13 protein-coding genes are annotated in these 12,602 nt (G+C 66.9%); 4 read left to right on the forward strand and 9 right to left on the reverse strand.

The genetic code is table 11. From position 1 onward, the window contains the following. Positions 1 to 10 precede the first annotated feature (10 nt). The 3 genes from gshB to rsmI are packed head-to-tail and all read right to left on the reverse strand — an operon-like array spanning position 11 to position 2,232. Entirely contained in the window at positions 11 to 985 is a 975-nt protein-coding gene (gshB, locus tag ACODSN_RS04610; protein ID WP_489053506.1) for a glutathione synthase, read from the reverse strand. Positions 986 to 1,027: 42 nt separating this feature from the next. Continuing rightward, the gene (locus ACODSN_RS04615) at positions 1,028 to 1,396 is read right to left on the reverse strand and encodes a YraN family protein (RefSeq protein ID WP_489053508.1); all 369 of its coding nucleotides are present in this window, start codon (positions 1,394 to 1,396) and stop codon (positions 1,028 to 1,030) included. Continuing rightward, on the reverse strand, positions 1,393 to 2,232 hold the full coding sequence (gene rsmI / locus ACODSN_RS04620; RefSeq protein ID WP_489053509.1) for a 16S rRNA (cytidine(1402)-2'-O)-methyltransferase: 840 nt from the start codon (positions 2,230 to 2,232) through the stop codon (positions 1,393 to 1,395). The genes ACODSN_RS04615 and rsmI overlap by 4 nt, the downstream gene beginning before the upstream one ends. A gap of 11 nt (positions 2,233 to 2,243) precedes the next feature. Here rsmI and ACODSN_RS04625 point away from each other — a divergent pair, with 11 nt between their 5' ends. Both ACODSN_RS04625 and mobA read left to right on the forward strand, forming a co-directional pair. Continuing rightward, positions 2,244 to 3,449, forward strand: coding sequence for a penicillin-binding protein activator (locus ACODSN_RS04625; protein WP_489053511.1), 1,206 nt, complete (start codon positions 2,244 to 2,246; stop codon positions 3,447 to 3,449). Between the two features lie 8 nt (positions 3,450 to 3,457). Then, positions 3,458 to 3,994: a molybdenum cofactor guanylyltransferase gene (gene mobA / locus ACODSN_RS04630; RefSeq protein ID WP_489053513.1), complete on the forward strand. Its 537-nt coding sequence runs from the start codon at positions 3,458 to 3,460 to the stop codon at positions 3,992 to 3,994. A 23-nt stretch (positions 3,995 to 4,017) separates the two neighbouring features. Here mobA and ACODSN_RS04635 read toward each other — a convergent pair whose 3' ends face one another. From ACODSN_RS04635 to ACODSN_RS04645, 3 genes are read right to left on the reverse strand one after another with little or no spacing between them, the layout of a single operon-like run. After that, positions 4,018 to 5,550, reverse strand: a complete 1,533-nt coding sequence (locus tag ACODSN_RS04635; RefSeq protein ID WP_489053514.1) for a DHA2 family efflux MFS transporter permease subunit — start codon at positions 5,548 to 5,550, stop codon at positions 4,018 to 4,020. 2 nt (positions 5,551 to 5,552) lie between these two features. Next, entirely contained in the window at positions 5,553 to 6,713 is a 1,161-nt protein-coding gene (locus tag ACODSN_RS04640; RefSeq protein WP_489053516.1) for an EmrA/EmrK family multidrug efflux transporter periplasmic adaptor subunit, read from the reverse strand. Next, positions 6,706 to 8,178 (reverse strand): efflux transporter outer membrane subunit, encoded by a 1,473-nt coding sequence (locus tag ACODSN_RS04645; RefSeq protein ID WP_489053518.1) that lies wholly within the window; start codon positions 8,176 to 8,178, stop codon positions 6,706 to 6,708. Before ACODSN_RS04645 ends, ACODSN_RS04640 begins: the two co-directional genes overlap by 8 nt. 89 nt (positions 8,179 to 8,267) lie before the next feature. Between ACODSN_RS04645 and ACODSN_RS04650 the strand changes: the two genes are divergently transcribed. Then, a complete protein-coding gene (locus ACODSN_RS04650; protein WP_489053520.1) occupies positions 8,268 to 8,903 on the forward strand; it encodes a TetR/AcrR family transcriptional regulator in 636 nt (211 codons plus the stop codon). Between the two features lie 71 nt (positions 8,904 to 8,974). Beyond that, positions 8,975 to 9,586: a response regulator gene (locus tag ACODSN_RS04655; RefSeq protein WP_489053522.1), complete on the forward strand. Its 612-nt coding sequence runs from the start codon at positions 8,975 to 8,977 to the stop codon at positions 9,584 to 9,586. A gap of 21 nt (positions 9,587 to 9,607) precedes the next feature. Here the strand turns inward: ACODSN_RS04655 and ACODSN_RS04660 are convergent, their stop codons facing one another. The 3 genes from ACODSN_RS04660 to lysA are packed head-to-tail and all read right to left on the reverse strand — an operon-like array spanning position 9,608 to position 12,584. Then, positions 9,608 to 10,564, reverse strand: a complete 957-nt coding sequence (locus ACODSN_RS04660; protein ID WP_489053523.1) for a zinc transporter ZntB — start codon at positions 10,562 to 10,564, stop codon at positions 9,608 to 9,610. Further along, positions 10,561 to 11,316: a precorrin-2 dehydrogenase/sirohydrochlorin ferrochelatase family protein gene (locus ACODSN_RS04665; RefSeq protein WP_489053524.1), complete on the reverse strand. Its 756-nt coding sequence runs from the start codon at positions 11,314 to 11,316 to the stop codon at positions 10,561 to 10,563. Before ACODSN_RS04665 ends, ACODSN_RS04660 begins: the two co-directional genes overlap by 4 nt. Beyond that, positions 11,316 to 12,584 carry a diaminopimelate decarboxylase gene (gene lysA / locus ACODSN_RS04670; protein ID WP_489053525.1) on the reverse strand — a complete coding sequence of 423 codons (1,269 nt, stop codon included), beginning with the start codon at positions 12,582 to 12,584 and terminating at the stop codon, positions 11,316 to 11,318. The genes ACODSN_RS04665 and lysA overlap by 1 nt, the downstream gene beginning before the upstream one ends. Positions 12,585 to 12,602 lie beyond the last annotated feature (18 nt).

Below are 12,602 nucleotides of genomic sequence, written 5' to 3' on the forward strand. Positions count from 1 at the left end.
CGTCAAGGCGTCAGGTCGCCGCACGTACGGCAAGCCGGGCGTCGATCGCATCCCAGATCATGCCGCCGGTGTCCGTGCCGTTGAACGCATCGATCGACACGATCCCGGTGGGCGAGGTCACGTTGATCTCCGTCAGCCATTGCCCGCCGATCACGTCAATGCCCACGAACAGCAACCCGCGTCGCTTGAGTTCAGGCCCCATCGCCGCGCAGATTTCCCATTCCTGCTCGGTCAATTCGGTCTTGGCCGCCGATCCGCCGACCGCCAGGTTCGACCGGATTTCGCCCGCGCCGGGAATGCGATTGACCGCGCCCGCGACCTCGCCATCGACCAGCACGATGCGCTTGTCGCCTTCCGCGACGCCGGGAATGAAGGCCTGCACCATGAACGGCTCGACCCATGAAGCCTTGAAGAGTTCCACCAGCGCCGACAGGTTCTTGCCCTTGGCATCGACATGGAACACCGCCGTCCCGGCATTGCCGTAGAGCGGCTTGACCACGATCTCGCCATGCTCCTTGAGGAAACTCTTCACCTCGTCCAGTTCGCGCGTAATCATCGTCGGCGGCATGAAGCGCGCATAATCGAGCACGAACAGCTTTTCGGGCGCATCGCGCACCGCCGCCGGATCGTTCACCACCAGCGTTTCGGCCTGCACCCGCTCCAGCAGATGCGTCGCGGTGATATAGGACAGGTCGAACGGCGGGTCCTGGCGCATCAGCACGACATCGACGTCGCGGCCAAGGTCGATCGTCTCGACCGGGCCGAACGCAAAATGATCGCCCTCGACTTTTTGCACCTTCACCGGCCGCGCCTTCGCCACCACCCGGCCCTCGCGATAGGTGAGGTCAGTCGCGAGATAATGATAAAGCCGGTGCCCCCGCTTCTGCGCCGCCAGCATGATGTGGAAGGTCGAATCGCCGCCGATCTTGATGCCTTCCATCGGGTCCATCTGCACGGCGACGGTCAGCGGGTTCAGTTGCGTCATTTCAGGCCCTTCCAATCATGATCCGTTCGAAGGGCAGGTCTGCTACCCCCCATGCCAGACATTGGCCAGATGGCGCGGGCGATGGCCCGGCGCAAGGAGGATGACGTCGATTCGCATATCGTCGCCCGGTTTCGCCAGTTCGTGCCACAGGATTTCAGCCGCCGCCGCAACCCGTGCCAGCCGCCGCTCGTCGATGGCGAGAGCGAGGTCCGCCCCGCTCGCCCGCGCCTTCACCTCGACGAATGCCAGCATCGCGCCCCTGCGCGCGACGAGATCGACCTCGCCCGCCGCCGTGCGCATTCGCCGCCCGACGATCTGCCAGCCCTTGAGGCGCAGCCACCATCCGGCGATCCGTTCCGCCTGCCGCCCGCGCCGTTCCGCCGCCAGCCGCGCGGGGACGGCGCGCTTCATCCTTTGAGTTCCATTGCCCGGTCGTACAGCGCGCGCCGATCCAGCCCCAGCTTCTTCGCAACCTCGCCCGCCGCCTTCGACACCGGCAAGCGGGTCAGCGCCTCGCGCAGCGCCGCGTCGGCATCCTCCGCGCTCGCGGGCGGCGCGTCGCCCGGCGGTCCCACGACGACGACGATCTCGCCCTTGGGTGGCGCATCGGCATAGCGGGCGGACAATATACTCAGGCTGCCCGTCACCGTCTCCTCGAAGGTCTTGCTGATCTCGCGCGACACCGCCGCCTCGCGGTCGCCCAGATGCGCGGCCATAGCCGACAGGCTTTCCGACAGGCGCGGCCCGCTTTCGTAAAAGACCAGCGTCGCGCGCAATGCCGCCACCTCGTCCAGCGCATCGCCCCGCGCTTTCGCCTTGGACGCCAAAAATCCCATGAACAGGAAACGGTCGGTCGGCAGGCCCGACAGCGTCAGCGCGGCGATCACGGCGCTGGGACCGGGCAGCGTCGTCACCCTGCGCCCTGCCGCCCGCGCGTCGCGCACCAGCTTGTAACCCGGATCGGAGATCAGCGGCGTGCCCGCGTCCGACAGCAGCGCCACCGATTCGCCCGCCATCCGGTCGACCAGCCTCGCGCGGACATGGTCGGCGCTATGGTCATGATAGGGCAGCATCGGCCGGTCGGACCCGGCGGCGCGCAGCAATCGCGCGCTCACCCGTGTATCTTCCACGGCGATCACATCGGCCAGCCGCAGGATTTCCGCCGCGCGCGGCGTTAGGTCTCCAAGGTTGCCGATCGGCCCCGCGACGATGTAAAGGCCAGGTTCAAGCGCAGAAGCAGTTTCCATAAGGACGCCAGATGACAGAGACGGATGCCCCCCGGCAAGCAGGCATGTTTGCGGTCATCAAACAGGGCGCGCGGATTTTGCTCGCTGCGGGCGCGCTGATGGTCGCGGGTTGCCAGACGATCGTGCCCAAGGGACCTACCACAACCACCCCGTCCGGTCCCACGCGCCCCACCGGGCCTGATACGACGCAGGGCCTGCCGACCGACACCGCGCGGCATCGGATCGCGCTGCTGGTGCCGATGAGCGGCGCCAATGCCGGGGTCGGCCAGTCCATTGCCAACGCGACCACGCTCGCGCTGATGGATACGAAGGCGGAAAAGATCCGCATCACCACCTATGACACGAATCTCGGCGCGGCCGCCGCCGTCAACCGGGCGCTGGCCGAAGGCAATCGCCTGATCCTCGGCCCGCTGATGGCGGAGGACGCCCGAATCATCGGTCCGATCGCCGCGCGCGCCGGCGTGCCCGTCATCAGCTTTTCCAACGATGTCAGCATTGCGGGCAACGGCGTCTATCTGATGGGCTACAACCCCAATCAGTCGATCGAGCGCGTCGTCGGCTTCGCCCGCGCCAGGGGCTTGTCGAACTTCGCCGCGCTGGTCCCGCACGGCACCTATGGCGAGCGGTCCGGCACCGCCCTCTTGCGCGCCGTCGAGCAGGCGGGTGGCACGGTCGTGTCGATGCAGAGCTTCGATCGCTCACCCGCGTCGATCACGGCGGCGGTCAAAAAACTTCAGTCCTCCTCCAGCTATGACGCGCTGCTGATCGCCGATTCGGGCCGCGTCGCGCTTCAGATCGCGCCGATCGTGCGCAAGAATGGCGGCGCGAGCGCTCAACTGCTGGGCACCGAATTATGGAATACGGATAACGCCATCGCCGCCAGCCCGGCGCTGCGCGGGGCATGGTTCGCCAGCGTGTCCGACGGGCTGTATCGCCAGCTTGCCAGCAAATATCGCGCCCGTTTCGGCGGTGCGCCGTTCCGCCTGTCCTCGCTCGGCTATGACGCCGTGCTGCTGACGGTGCGGATCGCGCGCGACTGGCAGCCCGGCTCGCCTTTCCCTGCCGCGCGCCTGCGCGACGGCGGTGGCTTTTCCGGCATCGACGGTGCATTCCGCTTCACCCGCAACGGCGTGGCCGAACGCGCGCTCGAAGTGTCCCAGGTCAATGCGGGCGGCATCAGCGTGATCGACGCCGCGCCCCGCGCCTTCGGCGAATAAGCGGGCCGGTGCGCCTGCTCGGCGCCATTCTGGCCGGGGGTCGTTCCAGCCGGTTCGGCAGTGACAAGGCGCTCGCCCGCCTGCCCGACGGTCGCACCCTGATCGACCATGCGATCGCGTCGCTATCCCCGCATGTCGAGGCGATCGTCATCTGCGGCCGCAGCCATGACGGCATGGAAAGTCTGGCCGATCGTCCGGCCCCCGATATGGGACCATTGGGTGGCCTCAACGCCGCGCTTCATCATGCGCAGGAACAGGGTTTCGAAGCGATCCTGACCACGGGTTGCGACATGCCGGTCTATCCCGCCACGCTGGCCCCGGCGCTGATCGGCGCTGGTCCCGCGATCCTGCTAGGCCAGCCCCTGCTCGGCTACTGGCCCGCCGCATTGGCGCCCCTGCTCGACGCGCATCTCGCGGCCGACAATAATCGCTCGATCTTCGGCTGGATCGACCAGGTGCAGGCGCGGATCGTCGCTCTGCCCGGTCTCGTCCTGCCCAATATCAACCGGCCCGAGGATCTGGCGGCGTTCGAACAAAGCCCCTGACGGCGCGGGCACATCACCCTGTATCAATGACCGCCCATGCTGACCCCGCCGCCCTTTTTGGGCTTGGGCAACATCCAGATGATGACGAACACGATCACCAGTACGACCGCGCAAAGCTGAAACGTATGGTCGAGCGCGACGATGGTCGCTTGCTGATCGACGAGATTGCCGATCATCTCGCGACTCTGTTCGGCTGACATGCCCAGCGAGCCGAGCTGCGCCTGAACGTCGCCGGGCTGCAACGTCGCCGCCAGCTCATTATGCGACACGCGCTGCGAATTGCCCCACGATGTCAGCACCAGCGAAGTGGATATGGCGATGGCGAAGGTGCGCAGGAAGTTCTGAAGCCCCGCCGCCGACGCGGTCTCGTGCGGTTCGACCGCGCTCAGCGTCAGGCCGGTCAGCGGGATCATGATGAACGACATGCCGAAGCCCTGGATGAATTGCGGCAGCGACAGCGTGAAGAAGTCGGAGGATGTCGACCACCCGGATCGCAGCATCGCCATGGCGCACAACAGGGCGACGCCGCCCGACACCATGATCCGTACATCCACCTTGCCCATCATCCGCGCGGCCACCGGCGCCATGACGACAGACGTCATCGCGGTAAAGGCGGTCACAAGTCCCGACATCGTGGCGGGATAGCCCATCGACAGCTGCAACCACTGGGGGATCGCCACGATGGTCGCGAAATAGGCGCCAAAGGTCAGCGCAAAAGCGAACACGCCAAAGGTGAAGCCGGGATGGCGGAACACTCGCAAGTCCACGATCGGATGCTTGTGGGTCAGTTCCCAGATCAGGAACACGCAAAAGCCGATCCCCGCGAAAATCGCGAGCGCCACGATCAGAGGATCGCCGAACCAGTCGCGGTCACGACCGATGTCGAGCATCACCTGAAGGCAGCCGATCCAGAATATCAGCAGTCCCAGGCCGACAAGGTCGATGGGATTTTTCTGCGTCGGCGTATCGACAGGACGCAGCATCGCGTAGCCGCCCAGCACGCACCCGACCGCGATCGGGATATTGATGAAGAAGATCCAGTGCCAGCTCCAGTTGTCGCTGATGAAGCCGCCCAGAATCGGCCCCAGCGCGGGTGCCAGCATCGTCGTCATCGCCCACAGGCCCATAGCGCGCCCGCGCTGTTCGGGCGGGAACACCCGCATCAGCAAGGTCTGCGTCACCGGCATCAGCGGACCGCCGCACAGCCCCTGTCCGACGCGGCAGACGACGATCATGCCCAGCGTCACCGACAGACCGCACAGCAGGGAGAATATGCCGAAGCCGATCATCCCGAACAGATAGACTTTCAGCACGCCGAACCGCTGCGACAGCCAGCCGGTCAGCGGAACCGAAATTGCCTCCGCCACCGCATAGGATGTGATGATCCAGGTGCCCTGATCCGGCGAGATGCCCATATTGCCGGCGATATGCGGCACGGAAACATTCGCGATCGTCAGGTCCAGCACGACCATGAAATTGGTCAGCGCCAGAACGAATCCCGCTATCATCCGCTGGCGCGGGGACAGCCGGTCCCAGGGCGTGAGCGAATCGGTCATGCTCAGCCGCCCGACAGGTCGATCTCGACCTCGGTCGAAAGACCGACGCGCAGCGGGTGCGCCGCCAGTTCCTTGGGATCGAGCGCGATGCGCACCGCCAGGCGCTGCACCACCTTGATCCAGTTGCCTGTCGCGTTCTGCGCCGGGATCAGCGACAGCGACGATCCCGTGCCGCCCGAAAAGCCAACGACCCGGCCATGATAGACCACGTCCCCGCCATAGATATCGGCGGTCACGCGCGCGGGCATGCCGATTTTCACCCGGCGCAGCTGACGCTCCTTGAAATTGGCGTCGATATAGACCTTGTCGATCGGCACGATGGTCATGATCGCCACGCCCTGCGCGACGCGCTGGCCGACCTGCACCTGACGCTTCGTGACGATGCCGTCGATCGGCGCGCGGATGACCGACCGATCCAGATCGAGCCTGGCGCTGTCAAGCCGCGCCCGCGCCGCCTGCACCGCCGGATCGGTGTCGATCGTCGAACCCTGGACCAATGCATCGTTCGCGGCCAGTTCGCCGCTTGCCGCGCCCCGGCTGGCCTGTGCCTGCGCCACGCCCGCTTGCGCCACGGCCAGCGCGGCCCGCGCCGCGATGAAGGATTTACGCGCGCTCGTCAGTTCATCGCCCGACACCGCGCCGGCCGGCGCCAGCGCCTCACGCCGCTGAAAATCGACCTGCGCCTTGTCGAAATCGGCCTGCGCCGCCGCGACCTGCGATTGCGCGCGGGCAATGTCCGCGCCGCGCGCCGTCACCTGCGCCGACAGGGCCGTGCTGGTGGCCGACGACTGCCGGAACCGGCGACGCGCTTCGGCGAGGTCGGCCTGCGCCTGCGCGATCGCGATCCGCGCATTGGTGGGGTCCAGCCGCACGAGCACGTCGCCGCGCCTGACCGTCTGCGTGTCGGTCACAGCGACCTCGATCGCCTGCGCGGAAATGAGCGGCGTCACCTGCGCCATTTCAGCGTTTACATAGGCGTTGTCGGTGTCGACATGATTGCGGCCGATCAACAGATACCAAAGCCCGTAGACCAGCGCCACGACGGCCACCGCCAGCGCCAGCCGGATCAGCCAGGTCTTGCGCGTCTGCGCCCGGTCCTGGGCAGCCACGCGCTCCTCGGCATCCTTGTCGGCAGCGGTAAATTCAGGCGCGGCGTCAGCCATGGGGTCGATCCTTGGGCAGTGCGTCGCCGGCGGCGAAACCGCCACCCAGCGCGCGAATGAGAGCGATGTCGAGCGTAAAAGCCCGCGTATCCAGTTGCGCGACGGCCTGACGCGCCTGAAGCAGCCTTTCCTCGATCAGCAGAACGTCGAGATAGGTGGACAGGCCGCCCTTGAAGCGAAGTTGCGCGACATTGTAGGAATCCTGCGACGCCTTCAGCGCGGCGCGGGCGTCGGCCAGCCGATGATCGAGCGACTTCTGGCTGGTGACGGCGTCGGCCACCTCCCGATAGGCATCCAGTACCGTACGGTCATAATTGGCAACCGCCTCGTCATAGGCGCCCCGCGCGCCGCGATATTCACCGGACAACGCGCCGCCATGGAAAATCGGCAGGCTGATCGCCGGTCCGGCACTGCCATAAATGGAATCATTTTTGGTGATGAGGTCCAGCCCCAACGCCTGCACCCCGACCAGCGCGGAAAGGTTGATCGCCGGGAAAAAGGCGGCGCGCGCCTGTTTGATCCGGCTGGCGGCTGCCTGCGCCCGCGCGCGCGCGGCGGCAACGTCGGAGCGTCGGCCTACCAGATCGGTCGTGACGTCGGCGGGCAAGCCGCGCGGGACGAGATTGGCGAGCGCCGGACGCGTAATCTCCAGCCCCCGGTCCGGTCCCGCGCCGACCAGCGCCGCGAGCTGATTGCGACGCAGCCCTATGGCCTCGTCGGCGGCGGCGAGATCGGCCCGCGCCGACAGCACGCCCGCTTCCGCCTGCCGCTGGTCGCCGCGCGTATCGAGGCCGCTTCTGACCCGATTGACGACCAGATCGCGCGTCGCGCTTCGAATGTCGAACGCACCCTGGACGATGTCGCGCTCCGCATACAGCCGCGCCAGATCGGCATAGGCTTCGGCGATGCCGGTCGCCAGCATCAGCCGCGCCTGCGCCACGTCGATCTCCGCCGCCCGCCGCTCGGACGTCGCCGCCGCCAGCGCGGCCCGGTTCCTTCCCCAAAGGTCGAGATCGAAGTCGAGCGAAAGGGCGGCCATCCCATGGTCGTTCCATCCCTGCGGCAGGAACCCCTTGAAATTATCGGGAAAACCGTTGTTCAGGCTCTGCCGTTCCTCGGTCACGCTGCCGCGCGCATCGATGCTGGGCAACAAGGCTGCACCGGCCTGCCGGGCCAGTCCCTGCGCGCGGCGCAAGCGTCCTGCGGCCGCCGCGACATCGGGCGATCCCGTCAACCCGTCGGCGATAAGACGATCCAGTTGCGGATCGCCATAGGCGCTCCACCAGCCGTCGCCCGGCCAGGCCGCGGCGCTCGCCGGCAGACTGCGCATGGCGGCAACGCTCTGGGCGGAACGCAGCTCAGGCCGGGGACCAAGATCGGGGATGGAAGCACACCCCGCCAGCAGTGCGAGGGTCGCGCCAAGCGCACTGGTACGGACCATATTAGGGATTCGACTCACCGACATATCAAACCGTACCATTGAGTATGAAATCGGGCTTTGCCGCGCACCCCATCCCTTGTCAACCACATTATCGTACTATATAGTACGCTTTTATGACACCGCCTGTCCTTTCCTCCATCAGCCGCCGGGAAGCGCGCCGACTCGAACGGCGCGAGGCTATAGTGGCGGTCGCCGCGCGGTCCTTCATGGACAGTGGCTATGCGGGTACGACCATGTCGGGCATCGCCGCGACCCTGGGCGGGTCCAAGGGGACGCTGTGGAATCATTTTCCCTCCAAGGAAGCGCTGTTCGCCGCCGTGCTGGACCGGATGACCAATGATTATCGCCAGCGCCTGCAACAGATTCTCGATCCGGGGGAGGAGGTGGCGGATACTCTGCGCCATTTCTGCGTCAGCCTGCTGGAAAAGGTGACGTCGCCCGACGCGATCGCCCTGCACCGGCTGGTTTCGTCCGAAGCGGGACGGTTTCCGGAAATGGGCAATATCTTTTATCAGCATGCCCCGCTTCAGACCCGCAGTCACCTTGCCGCCTACATCGCCGGAGCGACCGATCGCGGCCAGTTGAGCGCGCCCGATCCTGGGATGGCGGCACGCGCGCTCATGACGCTGGCGATGTCGGGCTGTCACCAGCAACTGGTATGGGGGGTGATCGATGTAGCACCGGCCGATCTGATCCTCGCCGATGCGGTGTTCGCGACCGACATGTTCATGCGCGCCCACGCGCGCTGACCCCGCGCGTTCACGTTAACCATTTCTTTGCCGGGCCTTCCTAGATTGACCCGATGCAATGAGGGGTCCCCATGCCGATTTTCAAGCGGAGCCGGCTTCGCCGCCCGGCTGATCTGGAATCACAGGATTATCAGCGTCGCCTGCGCATCCTCCTGATCGACGAAAGTCCCACGGCGCGCAGCCTGATCGGCCGACGGCTGTCGCAGCTCGACCATGATGTGGCCCTCGCCGAAAATGGCTTCGTCTCGCTCAATATTCTGGTCACACGTCCCGCCGACATCATCCTGATCGACATGGGGATGACGATGCTGTCCGGGGTGGCGACGATGCAGAAGATCCGCACCTCCGGCCTCGCCGACAATGCCAGTTTCGTCATGATCGCCGGGCGTCTGGACGCCACATCCGCCGTGGCGGCGCTGGAGGCGGGCGCGGACGATCATATCGTCAAGCCTTTCGACTTCGACCTGCTCGACGCGCGCCTGCGGCATCAATTTGCGAAAGCGGAAAAGCTGCGGGCGCTCAAACGCCACAATGCGGAACTCGACGCCCGCATCGCCCGCCGCGCGGTGGAGCTGGGCGAAACCCGCGACGCATTGCTCGCGATGCAGGCGGATCGATCGCGCCTCGTCAGCTCGATCCAGGCCCTGCACGATCAGATCGAACGGCTGAGCGCCGCCGCCTGAACCCGGCCGCCTGAACCAGCGTCAGCGCCGCAGCCAGTTGGTCGCGGCGAACCAGCCGCCAATGCCCAATGCCATCACGACGCACATGCCGACGACCCCGGCGAAGGCCCAGGATTCATGGGCAAAGGGGATGCCGTCGACATTCATGCCGAGCAGGCCGGTCAGGAAGGTGAGCGGCAGGAACACCAGGGCCACCACCGCCAGCACCAGCGCCTGCCGGTTCATCTGCTCCGCCCGCAAATCGGTCAATTCCTCATGCGCCAGCGCCGATCGTTCGCGCACGGCCTCCAGTTCCTCCGCCATGCGCGCGCACCTGTCCGCCGCTTCCTGCAAATGCAGCCGGTCGTCGGGGTGCAGCCATGGCGCATCGGCCAGCGAGAGCCGCTCCAGCGCCTGCCGCTGCGGCGCGATGAAGCGGCGATAGCCGATCGCGGTCGCCCGGATATCCGACACCCGGCGGCGCGCTTCGGGCGCGCCATGTTCGGTCAGGGCGCTTTCGATCTCGTCCAGATGATCGCCCAGTTCGGCGATTTCGGGATCGAGCGCCTCGGTAATCTCCTGCGCGAAGGCCGCGATCAGGTCGCCCGGATCGCGAATCGCCCCGGCGCGCATTTGCGCGGCCACCGGCTCCAGCGCGGCGAGCGGACGCAGGCTGACCGTCAGCACCCTTGCATGTTCCGCCCACATGCGGATCGACACCAGCGGATCGCCCTCATCTTCCTCGACCGTGCCCAGCCCGCGCAGGTTGACGAGCGCGCCATGCCCCATGATCGTGCAGCGCGGCCGCGTTTCATAGGCGAGCAGCGCGGACAGCGCCGCCTGCGGCATATCGCCGCAGCGCTCCGCCACCTCGCGCGCATCCTCATGCGTGCCGTCGATATGAATCCAGCTGAACGGCGCCTGCTCGGGCCGTTGCCGCATCGCTTCGATCGACATCTCCTGCCCTTGATGGCCGTCGAACACGAACACCCGGCTCATAAAGGCATCTCCAGCCACAGCGACAGGCCCGCCCCCGGCTCCGCGGGTGGCTGATCCACACCGATGCGCGCGGCGTCGGCCCGCGCCCGGTCCAGTATCGCATCCGGCACATCCGGCGCATGATAGACCCGGTCCGCCTCCCCCAGCAGCCGCGCCATCCGCAGCGTCAGGTCATCGGGATCGCCCGAATGCAACCGCACCGGGACCAGTCCGCCCTGCCCCGCATCACTCGTGCCAGCAAGCCAGCGCTCCACGCCCTCCACGCCCGCGCCCAACGGGTCGATCGCCCCGCCAGCCGCCAGTCCGGCGTCGATCGCCCGCCGCCGCGCGCCCGCATCGGGCCATCGCGCCCGGATCGCGTCCCGCGCCGCATAAAGCGCCGTCGCCAGCGCCCCCAGCCGCGCGGGCAACAGCGCCTCGATCCGCTGCCGCAACGCCTTGGCCAGCCCGGCCGACGCGCCGCCCGTGCCGATCGCGATCAGCACCGGATCGCGATCCACGATCGCCGGCAGCGTGAAATCGCAAAGTTCCGGCCGGTCGGTCGCGTTCACCAGCACGCCCCGCGCGCGCAACCGCGCCACCACCGCCTCGTCTCCATCAGCGACGATCGCCAGCGATGCCGCCCCTTCCTCGCCCACCACCAGCGCACCCGCGCGCTCCAGCAGACGGCGCTTGGCCTCCGCCGCCTCGCCCGCGCCGGTCAGGATCACCGGCCGACCCGTCAGCCGCAGAAAGACGGGCAGGCTGTGCATCAGTCCGCCGCGATCCAGTCGGGAATGCTATCGCCCTCGATCAGCGCCTCGACCGGCGGGCGGGCGCGCACCACCGCCCATTTGTTGCCCGACACCAGCACTTCGGGCGTCAGGGGGCGGCTATTATAGGTCCCGGCCATCGTCGCGCCATAGGCCCCTGCAGTCATGAAGGCGACCAGATCGCCCGCCGCCACCCGATCCATGTCGCGTCCCATCGCAAAGGTATCGCCGGTCTCGCACACCGGGCCGACGACATTGGACGCCAGCCGCGCGCCGACGGGCCGCACCGCGCGGATATCGTGCCAGGCGTCATAAAGGCTCGGCCGCAACAGGTCGTTCATCGCCGCATCGACGATCACGAACGGCGCCTTGGCCCCCTCCTTCACGCGGATGACGCGCGAGAGCAGCGCCCCGGCATTGCCAACGATCACCCGCCCCGGCTCGAACATCAGGCGGACATTCCACCCTTGCGTCACCCGCGTCACCATCTCGCCATAGGCCGCCGGGCTTGGCGGCACCGGCAGGGCGGGATCATAGGGCACGCCAAGGCCCCCGCCCAGATCGGCGGTGCGGATATCATGCCCCGCCGCGCGCAACTGGCGGATCAGCGCGCCGACCTTGGTGAAGGCGGCTTCCAGCGGGGCCAGATCGGTCAACTGGCTACCGATATGCACCGCGACGCCCTGCACATCGAGGCCGGGCAGGTCGCGCGCCGCCGCATAGGAGGCGAGCGCCCGGTCATAGGGAATGCCGAACTTGTTTTCCGACTTGCCGGTCGAAATCTTGGCGTGGGTGCCCGCATCGACATCCGGGTTGATGCGATAGGCCACCGCCGCGCTCAGGCCCATGGACAGCGCGACCTGCGACAGCATCTCGGCTTCCGGTTCGCTTTCCAGATTGAACTGAAAAATCCCCTGTTCCAGCGCGATGCGCATTTCCGCTTCCGTCTTGCCGACGCCCGAAAAGACGATGCGGTTCGCCGGAATGCCCGCCGCGACGGCGCGCAGCAACTCGCCGCCCGACACCACATCGGCCCCCAGCCCCAGCTTCGCCAGCGTCGCCAGCACCGCCGCATTGGGATTGGCCTTGACCGCGAAGGCGATCAGCGGATCGTCGAGCCGCCCCAGCGCCTCGCGAAACACGCCGACATGACGCGCAAGCGTCGCGGTGCTGTAGACATAGACCGGCGTGCCGACCGCTGCCGCGATCGCTTCCATCGGCACCTGCTCGACCAGCATGACGCCGTCGCTATATTCGAAATGATCCAACTTTTGGTCCTCAGGAGG

The organism is Sphingobium sp. FG11 (assembly GCF_057809915.1).

Bases quoted from the DNA above. Each gene is read 5' to 3' on its own strand.
- rsmI (WP_489053509.1), bottom strand. From the start codon at position 2,232: ATGGAAACTGCTTCTGCGCTTGAACCTGGCCTTTACATCGTCGCGGGG.
- ACODSN_RS04655 (WP_489053522.1), top strand. From the start codon at position 8,975: ATGCCGATTTTCAAGCGGAGCCGGCTTCGCCGCCCGGCTGATCTGGAA.
- ACODSN_RS04640 (WP_489053516.1), bottom strand. From the start codon at position 6,713: ATGGCTGACGCCGCGCCTGAATTTACCGCTGCCGACAAGGATGCCGAG.
- ACODSN_RS04660 (WP_489053523.1), bottom strand. From the start codon at position 10,564: ATGAGCCGGGTGTTCGTGTTCGACGGCCATCAAGGGCAGGAGATGTCG.
- ACODSN_RS04645 (WP_489053518.1), bottom strand. From the start codon at position 8,178: ATGTCGGTGAGTCGAATCCCTAATATGGTCCGTACCAGTGCGCTTGGC.
- gshB (WP_489053506.1), bottom strand. From the start codon at position 985: ATGACGCAACTGAACCCGCTGACCGTCGCCGTGCAGATGGACCCGATG.
- ACODSN_RS04625 (WP_489053511.1), top strand. From the start codon at position 2,244: ATGACAGAGACGGATGCCCCCCGGCAAGCAGGCATGTTTGCGGTCATC.
- ACODSN_RS04635 (WP_489053514.1), bottom strand. From the start codon at position 5,550: ATGACCGATTCGCTCACGCCCTGGGACCGGCTGTCCCCGCGCCAGCGG.
- ACODSN_RS04665 (WP_489053524.1), bottom strand. From the start codon at position 11,316: ATGCACAGCCTGCCCGTCTTTCTGCGGCTGACGGGTCGGCCGGTGATC.
- ACODSN_RS04650 (WP_489053520.1), top strand. From the start codon at position 8,268: ATGACACCGCCTGTCCTTTCCTCCATCAGCCGCCGGGAAGCGCGCCGA.
- ACODSN_RS04615 (WP_489053508.1), bottom strand. From the start codon at position 1,396: ATGAAGCGCGCCGTCCCCGCGCGGCTGGCGGCGGAACGGCGCGGGCGG.